The organism is Streptomyces sp. NPDC001668 (genome assembly GCF_042893155.1).
GTDB lineage: Bacteria > Actinomycetota > Actinomycetes > Streptomycetales > Streptomycetaceae > Streptomyces.
On the sequence record NZ_JBIAUQ010000012.1, the window covers coordinates 61,169 to 82,771 of the forward strand.

Sequence of the window (21,603 nt, forward strand, 5' to 3'; positions counted from 1 at the left end):
TTCCTCCAAGGTGCTCATCCAAGGTGGTCCTCCAAGGTGTCCTCCAAGACGCCTTCGGGGGAGGCGTCCTGTTCCTTGCCGAGGCGTTGTGTTGCTTGGCGAGGCGCCTTCAGATGAGCCGGCGCTGCTCCCCCGTAGCTGCCTCCCCTACTCGTTGGTGATCTCCTCCACCACGGTCGCCCCGAGCTCCCGCACGATCAGTTCGCGGCCGGAGAGGGCCGACTCGTTGAGGTCCGGGTCGTCGTCCTCGGGGATGTCGTCCTCGATGGAGACGGGCGGGGGTTCCGGCGCGGACCGCCGGGGCGCGGGGGCGGTGGCCGGTGTGGGGGCGGGCGACGGCGTGGGCCGGTCCGCCGGGGCGGGCGTCGGCTGGGGGGAGGCGGGGGTCTGGGGGGCCGGGGCGCCGTAGCCGCCCGAGTTGCCGGTGCCGGTGCCGGTGCCGTAACCGCCTGTGCTGCCGCCTCCGCCGTAGCTACCGCCGCCGTTGTTGAAGCCACCGCTGTTGAAGCCGCCGGGCGCCGGGGGGGCCGCGCCGCCGCCCGACGGGTCGACGACGGCCTCGATCTTCCACTGCACGCTGAACTGCTCGGCGAGCGCCTGCCGCAGCACCTCCTCGCTGCCGCTGCTCGCGAAGTTGTCGCGGGCTCCGGCGTTGACGAAGCCGAGCTGGAGTGTAGTGCCGTCGAAGCCGGCCACCTGGGCGTTCTGGCTGAGCAGGATCCAGGTGAAGCGGCGGCGGTTCTTGACGGCTTCCAGGATGTTGGGCCAGAGCTGGCGGGGGTCGAGACCGCCGGCCGGCGGAGCGTAGGCGGCCGGTCCGGGTGCCGAGGCCGGGGAGGCCGCGGGGGCCGGCTGGGCCGGTGCCGGGGTGGCGGCGGGACGGTGCGCGGTGGGTGCCGCGGGCTGGCCTCCGCCGGCCGGGGTCGCGGTGGGCCAGCCACCGGGTCGTCGACCGCCGCCTGCGGGGGCGGCGGCGGGCCAGGCGCCGGGGGCGGGGGCGGGGGACGAGGAGGCGGAGGCGGGTGCTGATTGCGCGACGGACGGCTGGTGGGGTGTGGGGGGTGCTTGGGGTGCTTGGGGCTGGCTGGGGTGGGGGCCGGCCGGAGAAGCGGGGGCCTGATCTGCGGAAGCGCCCTGCGCCGGCGACCCGGCGGGCGGCGCCAGGTCGGCGGGCGGCGCCGAGTCGGCCGTAGCACCGGGGAATCCGCCCGGGCCGACGGCTCCTCCGGGGATGCCGCCGCCCGGGAGCCCGCCCCCTTGCGCACCAATGCCAGCGCCAGTGCCCATGCCTCCCGTACCGCCGGCCGGGCCCGAGGCTCGTACCGCCGCCCGGGCCGCGGCAGGGCCGCCGCCGGGCGGGACCGGAGCGGACGGCGGGATGGCCGCTGCGACAGGGCCCGAGGCCACTCCCCCGTGGGCCTGCGCCTCCGACCCCGGTCCCGGCCCCGGCACGTACCCCATCGCGGGAGCACCGCCGCCGGCCGAGAAGTTCACGCCTCGCTCGATGCGGTCGAGGCGGGCCATGACGGAGCGCTCGTCCCCGTAGGCCGCGGGGAGCAGCACCCGCGCGCAGATGAGCTCCAGCTGGAGACGGGGCGAGTTCGCGCCGCGCATCTCGGTGAGGCCTTCGTTGACGAGGTCGGCGGCGCGGCTGAGCTCGGCGGCGCCGAAGGTGCCGGCCTGGGCCTGCATGCGCTCGATGACGTCGGCGGGGGCGTCGATGAGCCCCTTCTCGGCGGCGTCGGGAACGGCGGCGAGGATGACCAGGTCCCGCAACCGCTCCAGCAGGTCGGCGACGAAACGGCGCGGGTCGTTGCCCCCCTCGATGACACGGTCGACGACCTCGAAGGCCGCGGCCCCGTCACCGGTGGCGAAGGCCTCGACGACGGAGTCGAGGAGAGAGCCGTCGGTGTAGCCGAGGAGAGAGGTGGCCATGGCATACGTCACACCCTCCTCCCGTGCTCCGGCGAGCAGCTGGTCCATGACGGACATGGAGTCACGAACGGAGCCCTGCCCGGCCCGCACGACGAGCGGAAGCACCCCGTCCTCAACGGGGATGTTCTCCTTGCCGCACACCTCGCCGAGGTATTCCCGCAGGGTGCCGGGCGGTACGAGCCGGAAGGGGTAGTGATGGGTCCGCGACCGGATCGTCCCGATGACCTTCTCGGGCTCGGTGGTGGCGAAGATGAACTTGAGGTGCTCCGGGGGCTCCTCGACGACCTTCAGCAGCGCGTTGAACCCGGCCGACGTGACCATGTGGGCCTCGTCGATGATGTAGATCTTGTAGCGGCTGCTCGCCGGGCCGAAGAAGGCCTTCTCCCGCAGCTCACGGGCGTCGTCCACGCCTCCGTGGGAGGCGGCGTCGATCTCGATGACGTCGATGGAACCCGGCCCGTTGCGCGCGAGGTCCTGGCAGGACTGGCACTCGCCGCAGGGGGTCGGTGTGGGCCCCTGCGCGCAGTTCAGACACCGGGCGAGGATCCGCGCGCTGGTCGTCTTGCCGCACCCGCGCGGACCGCTGAACAGGTACGCGTGATTGACCCGGTTGTTCCGCAGCGCCTGCTGCAGCGGGTCGGTGACATGCTCCTGCCCGATGACCTCGGCGAACGACTCCGGGCGATAGCGGCGGTACAGCGCGAGAGACGACACGCCTACGAGGTTATAGGCGCCCACTGACAACCGGCCCCGGTGAGCCCTCACCCGGGTCCCGGGAACGCGAACGCCCCCCACGCACCCGCCAGAGCCAACCTACCCTTGCTGCCTTCCGGCCCTGGGGGAGTTCAGTCAGATAGCGCCGCGTGAGGGGCTGCCCAAACAGTACCCGATGGCGAGGGGTGGGAACGAGTTCGCGAGCACTCCTCAACGTCTTGTATTGTTTGCGGCGGAGGATTCGCCTAGAGGCCTAGGGCGCACGCTTGGAAAGCGTGTTGGGGGCAACCCCTCACGAGTTCGAATCTCGTATCCTCCGCCAGTGCCTCACCGGGCACGATGTCGAAGGGCCCCGCTGTTCGCAGCGGGGCCCTTCGTCGTTGTCCGTCTCAGTTTCCGTCTCAGTTGGGCTTCAGGTCGTCTTCGGTGGCTCCCAGAGAGCGTCACCGACTTGTTGGGCGACCTTGCGCAGGAGCGTTCCGGTGACGTGCATGTAGCGGGCGCGCATGCGTGCCGCTCCCCCGGGCTCCCAGCCCATGATCGCGTCGACCACGACGTCGGGGACGCCGAGGATCAGGAGGACGGTCGCGGCGGTGTGGCGAGCGTCATGGAGACGGCCGTCTCGTACGCCCGCGTCTCGCAGTAGTCGCTTCCAGATGTGGAAGTCGGTGTTCGGGCTGAGGGGGCCGCCGGTCGGGGAGGCGAAGACGTATCCCTTGTCCTCCCAGTCGGCTCCGGCCTCAATCCGCTCCTTCTCTTGCTGCTCCTGGTGCTGGCGGAGGAGCTTGATCAGCGGGTCGGGGAGGCCGATCGTGCGGCGTCCGGCGCGGGACTTGGTGGACTTGTGCTCGCGGCGGGTCTGCTGCTTCTGGGGGCAGTAGCCAGCTTTACGGCCGCACGGGGTGTCTCCGCAGCAGTGGGCGTACTTGGGGCGGAGACGGTTCTTGCGGATGCGTACGTACCCGGCGTCCAGGTCGACGTCTTCCCAGTGGAGGCCGAGGGATTCTCCTTGGCGGAGGCCGAGCGCCAGGGCGACGACCCACCGTGCGCTGTTGCGGAGCTTGGCGGCTTCGACGAGGAGGCTCTGAACCTCCTCGATCGTGAACGGCTCGATGTCCTCCTCTTCGAGACGCGGAGCCTTGGCGATCTCGGCGACGTTGGTGGCGACGTGTCCACGCCGCTTGGCCTCACCGAGGGCGACCCGGATCGCCCGGTGCGCGTGGTGAGCGGTGCCGGCGGAGCTCCCGGAGTCCTGCATCTTTCCGTAGAAGCGTTCCAGGTGCTCGGGCTCCAGCTTGTCGAGCTTGTGAGCACCCAGGCCGGGGACGAGGTGTACGCGTACGTCGACCTCGTACCCGTCGTACGTGTTCTCTGAGACGTACGGCTTGGCGATGTTCTCGACCCAGTGCTCAAGCCAGGCTTGCAGGGTCCAGCTCTGGCCCGGCTTCCTGAGCTTCTTGTCGTCCCGCGCCCGCTCCATTTCGCGGACGGCCTTGGTCACCTCCGTCTTGGTCTTGCGCTCGATGTGGCGGCGGTCCGCCTCGATGCTCTCGAACGCGCCGCAGTCATCGAGGAGTTCACGCCGCAGCGTCTGATGGAACCGCTCGACCTTGCCCGTCGTGGTCGGCGACGCCGGCTGAGTGAGCCGGTGCGCGATCCCGTTCTCCCGGCAGATCCGGTCGAACAACACCTCACCGCCCTGCCCGAACCGGTCGGTGAACTGCTTGCCGTTGTCCGTCAGCACCTCCTCCGGCACCCCGAACGCCTGCAAGGCCCGGGCGAACGCCGCGCAGACCGCCCGGCCGGTCGCCCGCTCGACCACCGACGCAATCACGCAGTACCGGGAATGGTCATCCACACCGGTCACGACCTTGGCCTCGGTCAACTCGCCCGTCACCGGGTTGACCAGCATCACACCGCCGACGATGTCCATCTGCCACAGCTGCATCGGCCGATCCCGCTGCCAGCGCTTGTAATCCGACCGCTTCCGCCGCCGCACCCCCGGCCCCACCAGCCCATGACGGACCAGGATCCGATACACGGTCATTCGCGACGGCACCGGGCTCACCGCCCCGGACCGCTCCAGCACATGAGCGATCCGCCGCGGACCCCACCGAGGATGCTTGCGCCGCAGCTCACGCACGGCCGCTTCGACCTCAGCAGACGCCTGATGCGGACACGACGCCGGCCTGCGCGAACGGTCCGCCAACCCGGCCAGCCCCGAAGCCTCATACCTCGACTTCCAGCCGCTGACCATCTGCCGGGACACCCCAAGCGACGCGGCGACCTCGGTCACCGTCGCACCCGCCAGCACGGCCAGGACAGCCCGATATCTCTGCTCGACAACCGACAACTCCACCAGCGCCAATCCCGGCCTCCCCACACACGCCGCAACAACGCGCACAGAAAAGCCGATCACGGCCACTGCCAACCATCAGCTGGGACCGAACTGTCAAGCATCTACCGGGATCGGACAAACCCCAGCAGGCCGACTGAGTTACAACTTTCTCTACTGGTTCAAGGCGGCTCGCTCCGCTCCCCGCGCGCGGCCCGGCCCCCGGCCGGGCCTGCGCTCCTGTCTCCGCCCCGCTCCAGCCCGGCCGGCGCCCGTGCCGCGCTCAAAAGCATGCAGCCGCCTGACGCCAGAGAAGGGCTGCGTCGTGGCTGGGGCGGTCGGCTCCACGGCTTTAGGCAGCCACTTTGGGGCGAGCCTCGAAGATCATGGCCCCGACGTCGTGCTTTACCGGGCAGGTCCACAGACTGTCCGACGCGCCGGAAGCTTACGGGGCCATGATCACTCGCGCCAAAGCAGCTCCAGCCCAAAGCCGCTGCGCCGACCCAGGTGCCTACTCCGGGGAGTCGAGCTCTTCCTCTACGAAGGCCCGAGTAAGCCCAGCCACCACCGCTCCGATGATGATCTTGATAAACGGAATGATCTTCTTCATCTTCCCACTCCCTAACCTCTACCAGCGGATCTCCTCGACCCGGTATCACCCTCCCGCTCACCTTCAGGCAGGCGTACGCAACTAGTTTGTTATTGATGAAAGTTGACCCCTGTAGACATGGCAGAGGAGGCGCTTGGTTTGCCATACTTGACCCCGCCAGAAGGGGCAGGCACCTCTTTGTTCAACTCGAAATTTTGACCAAAGATATCCAGACATCTCCATCTAACGCAAAAGCAATCAGCAATTCGGAGATAAAAATGATCCACCTTCCAAGTGAAAAGGATTTACCTCCAGGAGTGCATCGAAATATAGTAATCAAGTTGCATGAACTCTACAGGAGAGCCGGATTCCCCGGTATCAAATCCATCAGCAATGCTTCAATTCATCTTGGCGATAATTGCGACATTATCTCGCACCAAGGGGCTTCAAATATTCTCTCCGGTAAGTCGATCCCGAGATGGAATAAGCTAGAGGCCCTGGTTCTAGTTCTGGCCGGCCTAGACGTAACCAGACCTGAACCTCGAAAAGTTGCTCAAGAATTTCACACTCTCTGGATTCCGCTGGTAGAAGGAACACCGGTCTCGCACCCAGCTCCCAACCACAGCCATAATCTGCCCGCGCGCGAAAAGTCAGAGATTACTTCTCCTGCGCCAGCCTCCTCGGAACCCCCCACCATCTCCACGCCATCGCGAGTTAGACGAACTATCTCGACCAGGCTAAAGAGAGACCTCAGACTTGAGGTTGGCGGGAAGTGTCCCGTCCCTCACTGTCAAAGTACGACTATTGAATTGGCGTACATCACCTCAATAGCGACGGGAGGGAATGACAGCTTTGGGAATCTACTCTTCTTGTGCCCGAACCATCACCGGCAGTACGAAACCGGAGGCTTTTCAGAGCAGGACATACGCCTAATTAAGGCCCGCCTTGCCTGGAGCCTCAACCGTTACACGCACGACGAGCTTATTTGGCTAGGGGTATTTTCCAAGCGTGGAGGAACCCATTTCGTTCACCCTAGAAGGGGTCGCATCTCCTTGCGAACCCTCGAATCCGACGGCTATATTAGATTGGTCGAAGCCGGGCCAGAAGATTCGGAAAGATCAACAGATACTTGGCGCCTAACTGAGATCGGCACTCGCCTGGCAAATGTGTGGACCGATTCCGGCGCACCTGCTATAGACATCGCATAGCGACTTTTGTGAGCACGCCCTATCTGTCGACTCATTCAGGAATCAGGTCAGCGGGGGGCAATGCAGCACATCGGCCCCTGACCATTTGACCTGGTCAGGGGCCGACTGTTTTGAGAATGCTTAGGGTATCGACATATCCATAAGGCTCTGTCGACGCGCGCTTTACGGGAAACGCTTGAACAACCTCCCGACATCACGCGCCGCAACCTCAATTGTGCTGGACCCCTGACGTTCATACCACTTATCGACGTAAGGAACCGGATGCCCAACAGATTTCACGGTAAGCAGCAAAACGGGTTTTCCGTGGTAGTTCGCGGGACGCATGTCACGGAGTACCTGAGACTTAAGGTCAGCCTCCAGGCCGGATGCTCTCACCTTCTCGGTGAAGAAACTCATGTACCCGTCAAGGGAGCCACCGTGTTGCTGGAATTCATGCTCGACTCCAGTAATCCAAAAGTCACCGTCACGAACTGCCGGGGCTCCGTATAGGCTCCGTACCCTGTCCGCATCACTCTTAGTATCGGCGATACCGATCACAACATACCCGACAGTACCGTCGCCATCGTTTGCAATGGCCGATACCGCCTTCAAGATCCGCTCGAAGCCGCGGGAATCGAAATTCCCACTGCCGTCGAGAGAATGCAACCCTTGCTTCAGCTCAAAAAGGCTGTGCTCAGCGAGGGCAGCACGAAGAAGCCGATGAATCCTAGCCTCATTGGCCTCAAACAGGACATCACGCTGACTACTTTCCGGAACCGTAAGATCCCTGAGGACTCCCGCCACAGCAGAAACGTTATCCCGCTTGTTCTCTGCAGACCAGGTGCCCCCGCCAGCGGTGATGTTCAGAACTCGATCACCGATTCCATCGAGGGCTTTGACCATCTTCCCGGAATCCCTAATTGATCGATTCTCGCGAATCAACAAGGTATAGAGGGCCAGGAAAATAGTCGCATAATAACGTGGCACGCGTTGCCGAGGAGCTTTGAATACTAGCTGTGAGAAACTCTTGCCGGACTTCTTGAGGAGATCTTCCAGGACGCTGTGGACGTGCTCAAATCGACCCTTAATCAGGTCTGCGCCCTCTCGTTGCACAGAAGATTCAATGCGATCCCTCCTGCGCTCCTTCGAATCCCCAGGCTTGATCCCATAATACTCGTCAAGCGTTTCGGATGCGTACCTGGGAACGTTATCCAAAATCATAGTTGCAAGCAGGTCAGCGACAATCTCTTCGTCTCGCGACTCTCTAACTTGGTCCTTCTCCAAGATCTTGTGGCGCACCCAGAATACATCTTCAATGAAGACGCCCGGACCATTTCGATCGCTCGAAATACTGATGGCAGGCATACCAGTGAGGGCCACCAGATCCCGAACCGATGTATCGCCCCTTACGAAGGAGGATACTTCGCGGACGAGATCTGCGAAATTTGATACGGCTCCGGCTTGACGAATCTCCTGCCGTGAGAGGTAGCGACCGTTGGAATTAATTCTCCGGAATACCTCTTCCACGATCTCTTCGTCAGGAGCTCGATAGGTCGACATCGGAAGAACGTAATTTGCGATGCTAACACATTCTCGACGGTCTAGCACCGGCAGGCGCTGGTCAAGTTTCCCTTCGTCTCGCCTTAGCTTTGTCTCGGCAAGCGTTTCGAGATCGAAGTAATAGCCATCGAGCGCATACTGGTTCTCAATGAATGAAAAGATAGCATTCAGCCGTTGCAAGCCATCGATGATTTCGAGGGTAGTCTTCCCTCCAATGGTCCGCTCGGCAGTCAAGACAAGCGGAACGGGCAACTGCTTGCGAAGAGAATCGATGAAGGCAGCTTTTTCGCTAATCGCCCAAACAAGCTTTCGTTGGTAACGTCTGTTAACAACGAAAGACTGATTCACATAGCTGTTGTACAGCGTTTGAATGTTCTCGCCTCGGACGATCAGATTACTGCTCAGCTCGGCCATCGATTCTCCGCAAGTTGTACCTCAACGTGATCCTCCGCTGAGCAGATGGCGCGTTCAGGCGAAGAGCAGCCTCCTGACTCTGCTGCAAGGACGCTACCAGTCACGCTCACTGCGAGGATGGGTCATCTATGAATCGGGGGGGGGCGGGCGGTGGATCGGCCGTGCCAGACCCGTGCCAGATGGTGCGGGGAACCACGGGGAACACCGGGGAGCCAGTCGACCGCCTGCCAGGTGCCCACACCGCTCCGCCGCAGCTCAGTCCCGGTGCAGGCTCTAGATGCCCTTAACTTCCCAAGCTGAGATCCCCAGGGCCATCTACCTCGTTCGCGCCGGCCTTGACCTCGTACGATCAGCGTCCATGGCAGAGACAAGCGGAGAACTCGGTTGGCTGGAGCAGTGGTACCGCGCCCAATGTGATGGTGACTGGGAGCACGAGTGGGGCGTTCGGATTGCAACGCTCGACAACCCAGGCTGGACAGTGGAAATCGATCTTGAAGAGACGCCCCTGTCTGGCCGGCCCTACGAGAGGACAGCCAGCCGGCGCAGCGATTCCGACTGGGTGATGGCGACGGTGTCGGACGAGGTCTTCCAGGCGTCCTGCGGTCCGCTCAACCTTGGGGAAGTGCTGCGTTTGTTCCGCGACTGGGCTACCTCGATGAGCGACGAGCGTTAGCCAACGAGGGCTCACGACCGGGTCTGGCCGTCTCAGTTTCCGTCTCATTCACCGTCGTTCACTGCCGTTCAGACCAGACCTAGGGGCGTTGCCACAAAGGTGGCCGGTCACCCACGAACGCTGGTGAACGCCCCTGAACGCCGCCCCGAGAGGCACCCCCACAGTTGGAAAGCATGTTGGGAGCATCCCCTCACAAGTTCGGATCTCGTATCCTCCGCCAGGCAGGCCGGAGGACTGCCTCACCGGCCACGATGTCGAAGGGCCCCACCGTTCGCGGTGGGGCCCTTCGACATCGTTTCTTTCGGGCGACGTCCTTGCCTCAGTCCAGCATGAGCAGTCGCCCGCTCTGGGCACCTCCCCCGCGCTATGGAGAAGCGAGGCGACCCGACCGCCCACGTCGCCGTCCCGATGGATGCCCTGGGCGGGTCAGCCGCCCTCCAGCGGCCGCGGCAGCCTCTCACCCCATCCGGTACCCCCGGATCACCCGGTACTCCACCGCTCCCCCGTCCGCGAACGCGGCGCTCGCCCGGAGCGACACATACCCCCCGGACACGGGCCGTCCAGGCAGCGGTACCGCCCACGCGTCCCGTCCGGTCCTCGCCAGGCGTGTCTTCCGCCAGCTCTTGCCGTCGTCGTACGACACCTCCACCGACACCGACCGCACCGCCGAAGGAGCGGCTCCCGGCTGCCGTAGCAGCCGCATCGGGAGGACCGGCAGGCGGCCCGTGTTGTTCTGGTCGACGACGGGCGCGAAGTCGAAGGCCGAGACGCCGAGCGCCTTCTCTCCGCCGCTGGTCTCGCCCGAGCGGAAGGTCCAGGAGCCGCTGATGCTCGTACCGAGTCCGAAGCCCCCGCCCTTCGCGCTGCGTTCGGCGGAGTACTCCAGGCGGTACGTCGCCTCGGCCGCCGGGACCGTGCCGGAGGCGTCCGTCCACGGGTAGTCCAGCTCCACGAGTTTCTGGTCGCCGTGGTAGAAGGCGACCCTGCTCGTGTCGTACGCCGAATAGCCGGTGTGGCCGGCCTGGTCGCCTGCCATCGGGACGTTGAAGGACAGCCGGTTGCCGTCCCGGGCGACGGTCGTCGTGCGGCTGAAGCGCGGGCCGGGGACCGCCTTCTGCCACTCCGTCGTATAGCGCTTGCCGGGCTTGTAGGTCTCGTAGTCCGTCAGGAACTGGGTCTGGAAGGTGCCGTCGGCCGCGTACTGGTTGTAGCGCGTCTCCCACATCGTGTCGTCGGCCTTGTAGTAGACGGTCCGGGGGCGGCCGGGACTGTCGAACCAGATGGCGCCCGCCGAGAGTGCGCTGCCGCCCTCCGGGGGGAAGCCGAAGGTGTGTGTGAACGCCCTCGACCGGCCTTCCGAGGTCACCGAGTAGTACTGCTGCTTCACCGTCGCCAGTTCGCTCTGCCGCACCACGTGGCTGAAGTTCGTCGGCAGGTGTCCCCGCTCGAACCACACCAGCACGTATTCGTACGGCGAGTCGTCGTACGTGCCGTTCGCGTTCTTCTTCGCCCAGAAGCCGCGTACGTCCGCCACCAGCGTGCCCTCGCCCGGGCCCACGTCGTCACCCAGCGCGGCGGTGAACACCTTGTCGTAGGAGTCGGCGATGGCCCTCATGCCGAAGCCCAGCCCGTTGGTGAGTTCGCGGCGGAAGCCGACCGCCGCCAGGCGCAGACTCGCGCCCTTGCGTGGGAGAGTCGCCGAGACCGGTGTGCCCTTGCGGGCGTCGAGGACGATCTCGGTGTCGCCGGTCACCGTGAGGGTGGGGCGGACCAGCAGGGTCGTGGTGCCGTCCGTCGGTGTGACGACCGACGCGTTCACCGTGTAGCGGCCTGCCGGGAGGGCCACCGTGCCCGAGCCCGACGGGTCGTACACGAAGCGGTAGACCGAGCCGTCCAGGCTGGTGATGTCGGTCCAGTAGTCGGCGGCCGGGTTGCCCGCGCGGTCGATGACCTTGACCGTCAGGTTGTGGGTGGGCGTGGCCTTGGTGATGGTCAGGGGTACGCGGACCGAGGTGTTGGTGGTCGCGTCCGTGCCCACCAGCGCGCCCTGGAACACCCCCGTGCCGCTCTGTACGCGTGTGTCGGCCGTGACCGTCACCTCGACCGATTCGCCCGCCGGTACGGTCGCGTGTTCCGGGCTGACCGTGAACATGCCGGCCGGGGCGGGCGAGTCCCCCGGTCCGGACACCTGCGCCGCCAGGTCCAGGGTCACCGGCTCCTTGCCGTCGTTGCGGTACGTCACCGTCCCGACGACCGGGATGTCGTCGTCCGCCGGGGCGGGCTGCGTGCCCAGGGACAGGGCCGTCGGCGTGGCGAGGACCGACTGGTGGACGGCTCTGGCGACGTCCACCCGGCCCGCGCCCTGCGCGTTGACGTTCGCGCCGCCGGTCGCCGTCGCCGATGCCATCAGGGCCGCCTTCAGCTCGGCCGCCCGCCAGTCCGGGTGCTGTCCGGCGAGCAGGGCCGCCGCTCCGGCCACGTGCGGGGTGGCCATGGAGGTGCCGGAGAGGGAGGTGTATCCGGGCTCGACCTCGATGTACTCGCTGCCCGCGTGCGCGGCACGGGCGGCGACGATGTCCACGCCGGGTGCGGTGATCTCCGGCTTGATCGCGCCGTCCTCGCGCGGGCCCCGGCTGGAGAAGGACGCCATGACGTCCTGCTTGTCGACGGCGCCCACCGAGAGCGCGGCGTCCGCCGTGGAGGGGGAGTCGACCGAGCCGTCCGCGCCGCCGTCGTTGCCCGCGGCCACCACGAAGAGGGCGCCGGTCTTCGCCGTCAGCGTGTTGACGGCCTCCTCCAGCGGGTCCAGGCCCGGGGTGTCGTCACCGGCGAGGCTCATGTTGATCACCCTGGCGCGAGAGGCGGCCCATTCCATCCCGGCCAGGATCGACGACTCCGCGCAGTCGCGGTCGCTGCACACCTTCCCGACGATCAGCGAGGCCCCGGGCGCGACCCCCTTGTACTTCCCGCCGCCGCCCGCCACCGTCGACGCCACGTGCGTGCCGTGACCGACGTTGTCGTCGGTGTCGGGCGCGTCGGTGAAGTTCTCGGCCTCCGCGACCCGTCCGGCCAGGTCGGGGTGGGTAGCGTCGTACCCGGTGTCGAGGACCGCGACGGTCACGCCGTGGCCGTCGTATCCGGCCTGCCAGGCCGCCGGCGCGCCGATCTGCGGCACGCTCCGGTCCAGGGTGACCTGCCGCTTCCCGTCCAGCCAGAGCTTGGCGACTCCGCTCGCGGCGCGCAGTCCGCTCGTACGGCTGCCCGCGGTCACCCCTTCCCAGAAGGCGCCCGCCGTCTTCTTGCCCACGGCCACCGCGGCGCCGTCGACGGCGGGCAGGGCACGGGTCACCCGGGCTCCGTCCGCGGCGCGCGGGCTGCGGCCGCCGAGGGTCGGGTCGGTGTAGGTCACGATGACGGGCAGTTCGGCCGTACGGGCGTCGTCGTACCCGGCGGCGACCAGTCCCGTCACGTCGAACAGCCGCTCGTCCATCTGGCCGCCGGCGACCAGGCGCAGTGCGTCGTTCGGGACGACGTACTGGTGGCCGTTCCGCTCGAACTGCTGGAAGCCCGTCGCCTCGCGGCCCGGTCCGGGCTCGATGGCGACGCCGGTGCCCGACAGGTCCACGCGGTCGCCGGTGACGAGGGTGACGCGATGGGTGGTGGCGTCCTGCGGTCCGGTTCCGCGGGTCCAGGTGGGGACCGTGACGGTGTCCGGCGCGGCGGAGGCGGGCGTGGCGGAGGCCGGCGTGGCCGCCGCAACTCCCTGGATCAGTAAGGCGGTTATCAGTGTGCCGGCCAGTTTTCGAGACATGCGGGACATAGGGCCTCCCCTGTGCCGGTGGTGACTCCGGTTGCGGTCGACTGTCCCCTCGGAGGCGATCTTCCGGATACTCCCAACCGCCCATAACATCGCGCTATGGATCTGGAGGTCCGCCACTTACGCGTCCTGAACGCGATCGCCGAGGCCGGCTCCATCACGCGTGCCGCTGCGGCCCTCGGCTTCACCCAGCCCTCCCTGACCGCCCAACTCCAGCGCATCGAGCGCATGTTGGGCGGTTCGCTGTTCGTGCGGGACGGTGGCGGCTCCCGGCCCACGGCGTTCGGCGCGATGGTGCTGGCGCACGCGCACGGCATCCTCACAGCCCACGAGGACCTCATGCGTGACGTACGGCAGCGGGGGCCCGAGGACTCCGACCTGACCGCCCTGCGGCTCGGCTCGCTCCCGGGCCCCCTCACCGCCTTGCTGGTGACGACCGCGCAGCATCTGCTCCCCCGGGCCGAGATCACCCTGCACACCTGCGACACGGAGGAGGAGCAGCTCGAACTGCTCGCCTCAGGGCGGCTCGACTTCGGCCTGGTAGTGGACTACCCGGAGTACGAGCTGGCGTTGCGCCCCGGGCTCAGCGACGCCGTCCTCGCCGAGGAACCCGTCTTCGTGCTGATCTCCGAACGGCACCCGCTCGCCGCCCGCCCCGACATCCCTCTCTCCGCCCTCTCCGGCGAGGCCTGGCTCGTCGGGGAGAACAAGGACGTACGGATGCGGGCGCAGTTCCGGGCCGCATGCCGACGGGCCGGGTTCGTACCGCGCCGGGTGCAGCGGCTGAGCGCGAGCGTGGTGTTCCCGCTGGTCGGGCGGGGTCACGGGGTCGCTCTCGCGCACCCGCTGGTGACCGAGCGGGAGGGTGTCGTCGCACGGCCGCTGGCCGGGGACCCGATGGGTGTGCGGCAACGGCTGGTGTGGGCGGCCGGCAGTCCCCTCGCCGAGCATGCGCCGGTGCTGCACGACGCGCTCACCAAGGCGTACTGGACGGAGGTGCGGCGGGCGGGGGTGTACCGGGAGTGGCTGGAGGGGAGGGGGCTGCTGCCCCCGCCCCTCTGACCCTGTTCCTCAGCGACCGTTCCTCAGCGACCGTTCCTCAGCGACCGTTCCTCAGCGACCGTTCCTCAGCGACCGCACGGTCGAGAGCCACCTGTCGGCCGTCCACCGCGAGACCGAACTGCCGTCCCGGTCGGCGCCGACGGGCCTCGTGAGGCGGGCCCCCCTCCAAGCAGGAGCCCCCACCCGCAGAGGCCCCACCCGCCGGCCCTCACCTGACCCCACCCTCACGCCCCCAACACCCGAGCCAGCAACATCACCCGATTGTTCGTCGCCGTCTTCGCGAAGATCGACTTGAGGTGGTCCTGGACCGTATGGGTCGAGAGGGACATGTGGTCGGCCACCATGTGGCTGTCGCCGCCGTTCGCCAGGTGGTGCAGTACGTCGGTCTCGCGGGGGCTCAGGGCGAAGGATCTGGCGAAGAGGGCGAGCCGTTCCGCCGGGGAGGTCTCGACGATCGTGACGGCGATGCTGTGGCGGCGTTCCGAGGGCAGCACGCCGCGGATGCGGGCCGCGCTCAGGGTCAGCCACAGGCCGTCCGCGAGGTGGACCCGGGAGCGGGGCGGGTGGGTGTCGACGCCCTCCTCGACGGCCAGCAGCTGGGCGGCGACGTCGTACACGCAGGCGTGCCCCGCGGGCCGGCCGTCCCCGGGCGGCACCAGGCGGCTCAGGCAGGACGAGGTGGCCGGGGTCTGGGCGAGCACCCGCAGGTCGGGGTCGAGCAGCAGGGCCAGCGGGCTCGGCAGCCGCGCGTGGGGTGGCCGTACGACGAAGGTGTCGGCCTGACTGCGGCGCAGCGCCCTGGTCACCGGGGCGGTCAGGCGGGCCAGGCAGGCGGTCTCGGCGGCGCTGAAGGGGCGGCCGTGGCGGTACAGGTCGAGGTGGCCCCAGCAGCCGAAGCGGTCCTTGAAGACCAGCGAGGCGATGTCCCGGACGCCGTGGTCGCGCAGCAGCTCGCGCCACAGGCAGCTGTCGGCGGGGTCGGGGAGTTCGCTCAGCAGGGCCACTCCGTCGAGGGTCGTCCAGCGGTTCGCCCTGGTCAGGTATCCGAGGCGGGTGAGGGCCGGCAGTTCCGCGGGGCAGGGCACGTCGGCGACCGGGGACCAGCCGACCGCGGTCTCGGGGTCGGTGAGGAGGAAGGCGTGGGCGTCGAAGCCGACGGTGGTCCGCAGTGCGCCGAGGAGCCGTTCGCGCAGGGTCCGGGAGTCGCCGCCCGCCTCGCAGATACGGACGATCCGCTCGTGCCACCGCGCGTACGGAACGGCGGGAAGGGCAGGAACGGCCATGATTCGAGCGTACGAGCGTGTCTCGGGATTCCCCACATTTATGGGATGGGCCGGGCTGCGTACCAGGTCAAGCATGGGAGGGGTCAGAAGCGTCGGAAGTCAGCGACCGAGGAGCCACCGATGAGCACGACCTCGAGAATCCCCGTCGTCCTGGCCGCCGCCGCGCTCGCCGCCGCGGCCGGGCTCGCCACCGCCGCACCGGCCGGGGCCCAGGCCCCCACGGTGACCCAGCAGAGCACGGTGTACGCGTGGATCGACGGCTGGGGCGGTGGCACGGTCACCAGCAGACCCGCCGGGATCAGCTGCCACACGACGGCCTGGGACCCCTACAGCGGAGAGGAGCCCCCGGCGGGCTCGACCGGCCCGTGCGAGGCGCGCTTCCCGGTCGGCACCACCGTCACCTTCACCGCCACACCCGACCCGGGCTCCTACACCAACGGCAGCGTCGATCCGGCCTCCCTGACCGTGCGCGCCGGCTACAACGCCGTGTGGGCCATGTTCTGCCCGACGGACGGTCTCTGCTCCGCCGGGTGACCGGACGGCCCGGGGGGCGGAAAAAACGAGGGACGGGGACGGGGACGGGGACGGGGACGGGGACGGCTCAGTGCACCGACAACCCCCCGTCCACGAAGATCGACTGCCCCGTGACATAGGCCGAGGCCCCGCTCGCGAGGAACACCGCCGCGCCCGCGAAGTCCTCCGGGACGCTGTTGCGGCCGGTCATCGTGCGGGCGGCCAGGGACGCGACCTGCTCGGGGTCGTCGGCCAGGCGGGCGTTGAGGGGGGTCAGGACGAAGCCGGGGACGAGGGTGTTGCAGGTGACGCCGTGCGGGGACCAGGCCTCGGCCTGGGAGCGGGCCAGGGACTCCAGGCCGCCCTTGGAGACGCCGTAGGCGCCGCTCTGGACGAAGGCGCGGTGAGCCTGCTGGGACGTGATGTGGATGATCCGGCCGAAGCCGCGCGCGGCCATGCCGGGGCCGAAGCGCTGGCCGAGGAGGTAGGGGGCCTCCAGGTTGACCGCCATGGTGGTGTCCCACACCGCGTCGGTGAGGTCGGTCATCGGTGGACGCAGGTTGATCCCGGCGGAGTTGACCAGGATGTCCGGCTCACCGAACACGGCGGCGGCCGCCTCCGCCGCCGTACGCACCCCGTCTCTCGTGCTCAAGTCGCCGCTCACCCAGCCGACCCGGCAGCCGCCGGACGTCAACTCGTCGGCAGCCGCGGCCAGTTCCGCCGTCCTGCGAGCCACGATCACCACGCTCGCCCCCGCCCGCGCCAACGCCCCCGCGATCGCCCTGCCGATGCCCGAGCTCCCGCCGGTCACCAGTGCCACGCGGCCTTCCAGCGAGAAGAGTTGGGAGAGATACGCCTGGGAAGTCATGGCCGAACCCTAAGGCGGTACCCGGCTCCCCATGACCACCCGCATCCTCGTCGGCACCTGCTCCTGGACCGATCCCGCGCTCGTCCGCAGCGGCTGGTATCCGCCGGGGCGGCGGGACGCCGAGGGGCGGCTGCGGTACTACGCCGAGCGGTTCCCGGTGGTGGAGGTGGACGGCACCTTCTACGCCCTGCCCAGTGAGCGCAACAGCCTTCTGTGGGTGGAGCGTACGCCCGCGGGGTTCGTGTTCGACGTGAAGGCGTACGCCTCGCTCACCGGGCATCCGGTGAAGCAGGCCGCCCTCGCCGACGTGCCCCTGGACGAGGTGTGGGCGCGGTTCGCCGCCGGGATCGGGCCGTTACGTCAGGCCGGGCGGCTCGGCGGGGTGCTGTTCCAGTTCCCGCCGTGGCTGCGGCCGGGCTCGCGGGCGGAGCGGTTCCTGGAGGAGACCGCGCAGCGCACCGAGGGCTGGCCCGTCCATGTGGAGTTCCGGCATCCGTCCTGGTGGGAGGAGGGGCAGGAGGATCTCACCCGCGCACTGCTCGGCAAGTACGGCTTCGCGGCCGTCGGTGTGGACATGGCCCAGCACCTGCCCGCCTCCCTGCCTCCGGTCACCCCCGTCACCGCGCCCCGGCTGTCCGTGGTGCGCTTCCACGGACGCAGCACCTCCTGGGGGCGCGGCAGCAAGGAGGACCGTTTCCGGTACGCCTACTCGCGCGCCGAACTCGCCGAGTGGGTACCGCGGTTGCGCGCTCTGGCCGGGCAGGTCGACGAGCTCCACGTCCTGTTCAACAACTGCTGCGGAGCAGCCGCCGTACACGCCGCCGAGACCATGGCCGACCTGCTCAGCCCACGATCCTGACCGTCCTGGTCACACTGATCTGGTCGACGTCGGAGACCCTGATGGTCGCCTTCATCCGCCAGTCGCCCGGGAGGGGCAGGGTGAGGTCGTTCGTGCCCCAGTAGCCGCCCCTGTTCTTCACATGGGCGTCGATGGGGCCGATCTGCTTCGCCGGGAGGGTGAAGGAGAGCCGGAGTTCGGGGACCGTGGCGAGGCCTCCGTCGGCCGCGTAGACGATGGCCTGGACCGAGTTGTCGCCGGTGCGGCCCGGGTCGAGGGTGACCTGCACCTTGCCGGAGGCACCCCCCACGGCGAAGGGGAGCTCGGTCAGGGACGCGGCGGGCAGTCCGCCCGTGGCCGGTCCCGCCTCGGCCGCCTCGGCCTGCGCCCGGCCGGGCAGCGTGCCGCTCAGCACGGTGCTCAGCACCAGGACCACGACCCCGACGGCCACCTCGGCGAGGACCGAACGGCGCAGACCGTGCCGGTAGGCCGGGGCGGCCGGTTCGGGGGCGGCGGGCGCGGGTTCCGAGGCAGCCGGTGCGGTCGGTTCAGTCGGTTCGGGGGTGGCGGGCGCCGGTTCCGAGGGCGACGACGGGCCGCCCACCCGCTCGGCCACCTTCTCCCGTACGACCGTCTGCGCCCGCACCTCCCCCGCGGCCGTCACCGCCTTCGCATCCGCCCGCGCATCCGCATCCGCCGCCACCGTCACCAGCCGTCCCGTCCACCGCCGCGACAGCCTCGCCGCCGCCAGCAGCAGCGTCACCGCGAGCAGCTTGAGGACGAGCAGGTGGCCGTACGTCGTGCCGGTGACCGCGCCCCAGGAGCCGAGGCCGCGCCAGGACTGGTAGACGCCGGTGGCGACGAGGACGGTCACGGAGGCGAAGGCCAGGCGGGAGAAGCGGGCGACGACGGCGGCCGGGAGCTGCGAGGGGGCCCGGTGCAGAAGGGTGAGCAGGGCCGCGAGGCCGCCCAGCCAGACGGCCATCGCCAGGACGTGCAGCACCGCGGACGTCATCGCCACCGGCACCTGGATCCCGGCGGAGGCGTGCTCGGCGGCGGCCCAGGTCAGCGCGAGACCCACGGCGAGCATCCCGCCCGCCGCCTGCCACGCGCGCGGCAGCCTCGACTCGCCGCCGAGCCGCGGCAGTCGTACGACGAAGAAGTACGCGACCAGCAGCAGCGCCAGGCGGACCAGGAGGGCCTCGCCGGGGCGGGTGGTGAGGGTGCGTTCGAAGGCCTTCAGGGAGAACGCGGCGGCCGGGCCCGCTCCCGACTCGTACGGCGCCCGCAGCACCAGCAGGAACAGCGTCGAGCCGAGCAGGGTGCCCCAGCCCGCCCACAGCAGCGGGCGCAGGCGGGACGGCTCGGGCGGCTGGCAGGCGGTGAGGAAGACGGCGGTGCCGATGAGCAGGGCGACGGCCAGGTAGGCCAGGTAGCGGCCCATGTTGAACAGGCTCTCCGTGGCCGGGTCCTCGGTCGGGCCGGTGTCCGGGACCACGATGGCCGGGGAGGGTTTGCCGACGGAGAAGGTGAAGGCGCCGGAGACCGGGTGGCTGTCGGCCGAGACCACGCGCCAGGCCACCGTGTAGGTGCCCTGGGCGAGCTTGGCCGGCAGGGTGACACGGGCCGTGTCCGAGCCGGACGGCCCGTGTCCGGCCTCGCCGGCCTTCAGGCGCTTGCCGTCGGGTCCGAGCACCCGGAAGGAGTCGTCGAGGAGGCCGACGGACTCGGTGAAGGTCAGGGTGATGTCGCGGGGGGCGGACTTGAGGACGGTCCCGTCCCCGGGGTCGGTGGACCGGAGGGCGGCGTGGGCCGACGCCGCTCCGGCGCCGCCGAAGAGGAGCAGGACCAGCACGCCGCCCAGCAGCACCAGCCCTTGAAGTCCCCGCCTTCGCCGGCCTGCGCTGCTGCCTGCACGCTCACACCTCACGTCACTACTCCGTACCTGGGCTCGCGGTCTTCCCGATAGGTACGGACGCGGACCCCGGAGCGCTCACCAGGTCGGCCGCGCGGACATCCCGCCGTCCACGACCAGGTCCTGCCCTGTGACCCAGGACGCGAGCGGCGAGGCGAGGAACACGCACGCGTCGGCCACGTCCTCGGGCCGCCCGAGCCGCCCCAGCGGCGCCTGCCTCTCCCACCGCTCGACCCCCTCCGGCCAGGCCTCCCCCAGCCCCTCCCGGTCGATCAGCCCGGGCGAGACCGTGTTGACGCGGAGGCCGCGCGGGCCGTACTCCAGGGCCGCCGCCCGCGCGTGCGCCACGATCGCGGCCTTGGCGGCGGAGTAGTGGGCGTGCCCGGGTGCGGGATGCCCCGCCTCGATGGACGCGATGTGGGTCACGGCCCCGCCCGGGCCCATGACCTCGGCCGCCGCCTGCGTGCACGCGAAGACGCTGGTGAGGTTGGTGTCCACGACGGCCCGCCACTCCGCCGCCGTCATCCCGGGCAGCGGTCGGACGGGCTGCACGCCCGCGTTGTTGACCAGCGCGGTCAGCCCACCGCCCCACGCGGCGGCCTCCCGGACCAGCCGCCGGCACGCGTCCTCGTCCCGCAGATCCGCTTCCAGTACGACGGCCCGGGCGCCCGAGTCCTTGATCCGGGACGCCGCTTCACGCGCCGCCGCCACCGCCGTACGGCAGTGGAGCGCGACCGCGGCGCCCTGCTCGGCGAACCGCAGCGCGATCCCCCGCCCGATGCCGCCGCCCGCGCCCGTGACGAGGGCGACCTGCCCTTCCAGGAGTCTCATGGGCGGCACAGTCCCGCGATCCGCGCCGCCTCGGAGGGATAACGCGCCGTCAGCTCGGCGGCGTTCCCGTGCTCGTAGTCCTCGTAGGTGAAGCCGGGTGCCATGGTGCAGCCGAAGAAGGTCCACGCGCCGCGGGTGCGGGCCCCCATCCAGGTGCCCGCGGGCACGGTGAACTGGGGGTGCTGGCCCTCGCGTATGTCCGGGCCCAGGACGGCGGTGGCCGCCGTGCCGTCCGGGGCGAGGAGCAGGAGGTCCAGCGGGTCGCCGAGGTAGTGGTGCCAGATCTCGTCGCTGGGCAGGCGGTGCAGGGCGGAGTAGTCGTCCGCGGTGAGGAGGGCGACGATCGCCGTGCCGTGCGGCCTTCCGTCGGCGCGTTCCGTTCCGGCCCAGGTCTGCCGGAAGAGCCCGCCCTCACGCGGGATGGGTTCCAGGCCGTAGTGGGCGACGAGGTCGTCAGGCGTCACCCGGGAAGGCTACCTCCCTTGTCAGAAAGGCCAGTTGGGCGTGCTTCTCGGGCAGTTGCACGTCGGGGAGGTCGATCTCCGGCAGCACGACCGCGTCCCCGGCCACGAAGCCCTGCTTCAGGAAACGGGCGATGGCCTTCTCGTTGCGCACGTCGGGGTCGACCACGACCCGCTTGTTGTCCAGGCCCAGCAGCACGTAGGAGGCCACGGCGGACAACAGGGCCTTCGACCAGCCGGGACGGCTGCCGTGCGGGCCGGGGGGCCGGAGCAGCAGGTGGATGCCGATGTCACCGGGTTCGACGGGGTAGCACTCGCTGACGCGGTCGGCCTCCGGCTCGTAGGTCTGCAGGAGTCCGGCCGGTTCGCCGTCCTTCTCCAGCAGATAGGCGTGGTGGGTGTCGAGGGTGTCCAAGTGGGCGTAGGTGTCGGCCACTTGCTGCTGGGTGAGGCCGTTCATGCCCCAGAACGCGGCCCGTTCCTCGCGCACCCAGGCGTGCACGGTCGCGGCGTCGGCGTGCGGGTCGAGTCGCAGGACGCGGACGGTGCCGAAGCCGTCCACCTCCTGGGTGTGGACCGCTTCACGGGTGGGGGTGTCGGACATCGGT

General features: G+C 68.9%; 14 protein-coding genes, 1 tRNA gene, 1 other RNA gene and 1 pseudogene. 5 read left to right on the forward strand and 12 right to left on the reverse strand.

Features of this window, described 5'->3' with window-relative positions; all coding sequences use genetic code 11:
• Window positions 1-147: 147 nt before the first annotated feature.
• Complete coding sequence (locus tag ACFYZ8_RS30710; protein ID WP_388542142.1) at window positions 148-2,649, reverse strand: DNA polymerase III subunit gamma and tau; 2,502 nt, start codon at window positions 2,647-2,649, stop codon at window positions 148-150.
• 63 nt (window positions 2,650-2,712) lie between these two features.
• Window positions 2,713-2,811: signal recognition particle sRNA small type (gene ffs, locus ACFYZ8_RS30715), an RNA gene on the reverse strand.
• A gap of 72 nt (window positions 2,812-2,883) precedes the next feature.
• Here ffs and ACFYZ8_RS30720 point away from each other — a divergent pair.
• Window positions 2,884-2,971 (forward strand) — tRNA-Ser (locus tag ACFYZ8_RS30720).
• Window positions 2,972-3,061: 90 nt separating this feature from the next.
• Here ACFYZ8_RS30720 and ACFYZ8_RS30725 read toward each other — a convergent pair.
• The 3 genes and pseudogenes from ACFYZ8_RS30725 to ACFYZ8_RS30735 form a co-directional block, all read right to left on the reverse strand.
• The gene (locus ACFYZ8_RS30725) at window positions 3,062-4,129 is read right to left on the reverse strand and encodes a tyrosine-type recombinase/integrase (RefSeq protein ID WP_388542166.1); all 1,068 of its coding nucleotides are present in this window, start codon (window positions 4,127-4,129) and stop codon (window positions 3,062-3,064) included.
• 39 nt (window positions 4,130-4,168) lie between these two features.
• Window positions 4,169-5,002, reverse strand: a pseudogene (locus tag ACFYZ8_RS30730) (IS481 family transposase); the annotation flags it as partial.
• Window positions 5,003-6,943: 1,941 nt separating this feature from the next.
• The gene (locus tag ACFYZ8_RS30735) at window positions 6,944-8,734 is read right to left on the reverse strand and encodes a DUF262 domain-containing protein (RefSeq protein WP_388542143.1); all 1,791 of its coding nucleotides are present in this window, start codon (window positions 8,732-8,734) and stop codon (window positions 6,944-6,946) included.
• A gap of 358 nt (window positions 8,735-9,092) precedes the next feature.
• Here ACFYZ8_RS30735 and ACFYZ8_RS30740 point away from each other — a divergent pair, with 358 nt between their 5' ends.
• Complete coding sequence (locus ACFYZ8_RS30740; protein WP_388542144.1) at window positions 9,093-9,407, forward strand: immunity 53 family protein; 315 nt, start codon at window positions 9,093-9,095, stop codon at window positions 9,405-9,407.
• A 457-nt stretch (window positions 9,408-9,864) separates the two neighbouring features.
• On the opposite strand, the gene ACFYZ8_RS30745 is transcribed toward ACFYZ8_RS30740, so the two are convergent.
• Window positions 9,865-13,227, reverse strand: a complete 3,363-nt coding sequence (locus tag ACFYZ8_RS30745; protein ID WP_388542145.1) for a S8 family serine peptidase — start codon at window positions 13,225-13,227, stop codon at window positions 9,865-9,867.
• A 96-nt stretch (window positions 13,228-13,323) separates the two neighbouring features.
• On the opposite strand from ACFYZ8_RS30745, the gene ACFYZ8_RS30750 reads away from it, so the two are divergent.
• Window positions 13,324-14,286, forward strand: a complete 963-nt coding sequence (locus tag ACFYZ8_RS30750; RefSeq protein WP_359037487.1) for a LysR family transcriptional regulator — start codon at window positions 13,324-13,326, stop codon at window positions 14,284-14,286.
• Between the two features lie 224 nt (window positions 14,287-14,510).
• Here ACFYZ8_RS30750 and ACFYZ8_RS30755 read toward each other — a convergent pair whose 3' ends face one another.
• Entirely contained in the window at window positions 14,511-15,569 is a 1,059-nt protein-coding gene (locus tag ACFYZ8_RS30755) for a helix-turn-helix transcriptional regulator (RefSeq protein WP_359037485.1), read from the reverse strand.
• A 120-nt stretch (window positions 15,570-15,689) separates the two neighbouring features.
• Between ACFYZ8_RS30755 and ACFYZ8_RS30760 the strand changes: the two genes are divergently transcribed.
• A complete protein-coding gene (locus tag ACFYZ8_RS30760) occupies window positions 15,690-16,103 on the forward strand; it encodes a hypothetical protein (protein WP_388542146.1) in 414 nt (137 codons plus the stop codon).
• 67 nt (window positions 16,104-16,170) lie between these two features.
• Here ACFYZ8_RS30760 and ACFYZ8_RS30765 read toward each other — a convergent pair whose 3' ends face one another.
• Window positions 16,171-16,950, reverse strand: a complete 780-nt coding sequence (locus tag ACFYZ8_RS30765) for an SDR family NAD(P)-dependent oxidoreductase (RefSeq protein WP_388542147.1) — start codon at window positions 16,948-16,950, stop codon at window positions 16,171-16,173.
• A gap of 31 nt (window positions 16,951-16,981) precedes the next feature.
• Here ACFYZ8_RS30765 and ACFYZ8_RS30770 point away from each other — a divergent pair, with 31 nt between their 5' ends.
• Complete coding sequence (locus tag ACFYZ8_RS30770; RefSeq protein ID WP_359037479.1) at window positions 16,982-17,809, forward strand: DUF72 domain-containing protein; 828 nt, start codon at window positions 16,982-16,984, stop codon at window positions 17,807-17,809.
• Here the strand turns inward: ACFYZ8_RS30770 and ACFYZ8_RS30775 are convergent.
• The 4 genes from ACFYZ8_RS30775 to ACFYZ8_RS30790 form a co-directional block, all read right to left on the reverse strand.
• A complete protein-coding gene (locus ACFYZ8_RS30775) occupies window positions 17,793-19,658 on the reverse strand; it encodes a copper resistance CopC/CopD family protein (protein ID WP_388542148.1) in 1,866 nt (621 codons plus the stop codon). The genes ACFYZ8_RS30770 and ACFYZ8_RS30775 overlap by 17 nt on opposite strands.
• 123 nt (window positions 19,659-19,781) lie before the next feature.
• Window positions 19,782-20,534: an SDR family NAD(P)-dependent oxidoreductase gene (locus ACFYZ8_RS30780; protein ID WP_388542149.1), complete on the reverse strand. Its 753-nt coding sequence runs from the start codon at window positions 20,532-20,534 to the stop codon at window positions 19,782-19,784.
• A complete protein-coding gene (locus ACFYZ8_RS30785; RefSeq protein WP_359037473.1) occupies window positions 20,531-20,998 on the reverse strand; it encodes a cupin domain-containing protein in 468 nt (155 codons plus the stop codon). Before ACFYZ8_RS30785 ends, ACFYZ8_RS30780 begins: the two co-directional genes overlap by 4 nt.
• Window positions 20,988-21,599, reverse strand: a complete 612-nt coding sequence (locus ACFYZ8_RS30790) for a GNAT family N-acetyltransferase (protein ID WP_388542150.1) — start codon at window positions 21,597-21,599, stop codon at window positions 20,988-20,990. The genes ACFYZ8_RS30785 and ACFYZ8_RS30790 overlap by 11 nt, the downstream gene beginning before the upstream one ends.
• Window positions 21,600-21,603 lie beyond the last annotated feature (4 nt).

Excerpts from the sequence above, each read along its gene's own strand:
- ACFYZ8_RS30740 (WP_388542144.1), top strand. The coding sequence starts at position 9,093 with ATGGCAGAGACAAGCGGAGAACTCGGTTGGCTGGAGCAGTGGTACCGC.
- ACFYZ8_RS30745 (WP_388542145.1), bottom strand. The coding sequence starts at position 13,227 with ATGTCCCGCATGTCTCGAAAACTGGCCGGCACACTGATAACCGCCTTA.
- ACFYZ8_RS30735 (WP_388542143.1), bottom strand. The coding sequence starts at position 8,734 with ATGGCCGAGCTGAGCAGTAATCTGATCGTCCGAGGCGAGAACATTCAA.
- ACFYZ8_RS30750 (WP_359037487.1), top strand. The coding sequence starts at position 13,324 with ATGGATCTGGAGGTCCGCCACTTACGCGTCCTGAACGCGATCGCCGAG.
- ACFYZ8_RS30780 (WP_388542149.1), bottom strand. The coding sequence starts at position 20,534 with ATGAGACTCCTGGAAGGGCAGGTCGCCCTCGTCACGGGCGCGGGCGGC.
- ACFYZ8_RS30790 (WP_388542150.1), bottom strand. The coding sequence starts at position 21,599 with ATGTCCGACACCCCCACCCGTGAAGCGGTCCACACCCAGGAGGTGGAC.
- ACFYZ8_RS30755 (WP_359037485.1), bottom strand. The coding sequence starts at position 15,569 with ATGGCCGTTCCTGCCCTTCCCGCCGTTCCGTACGCGCGGTGGCACGAG.
- ACFYZ8_RS30765 (WP_388542147.1), bottom strand. The coding sequence starts at position 16,950 with ATGACTTCCCAGGCGTATCTCTCCCAACTCTTCTCGCTGGAAGGCCGC.
- ACFYZ8_RS30725 (WP_388542166.1), bottom strand. The coding sequence starts at position 4,129 with ATGGAGCGGGCGCGGGACGACAAGAAGCTCAGGAAGCCGGGCCAGAGC.
- ACFYZ8_RS30770 (WP_359037479.1), top strand. The coding sequence starts at position 16,982 with ATGACCACCCGCATCCTCGTCGGCACCTGCTCCTGGACCGATCCCGCG.
- ACFYZ8_RS30760 (WP_388542146.1), top strand. The coding sequence starts at position 15,690 with ATGAGCACGACCTCGAGAATCCCCGTCGTCCTGGCCGCCGCCGCGCTC.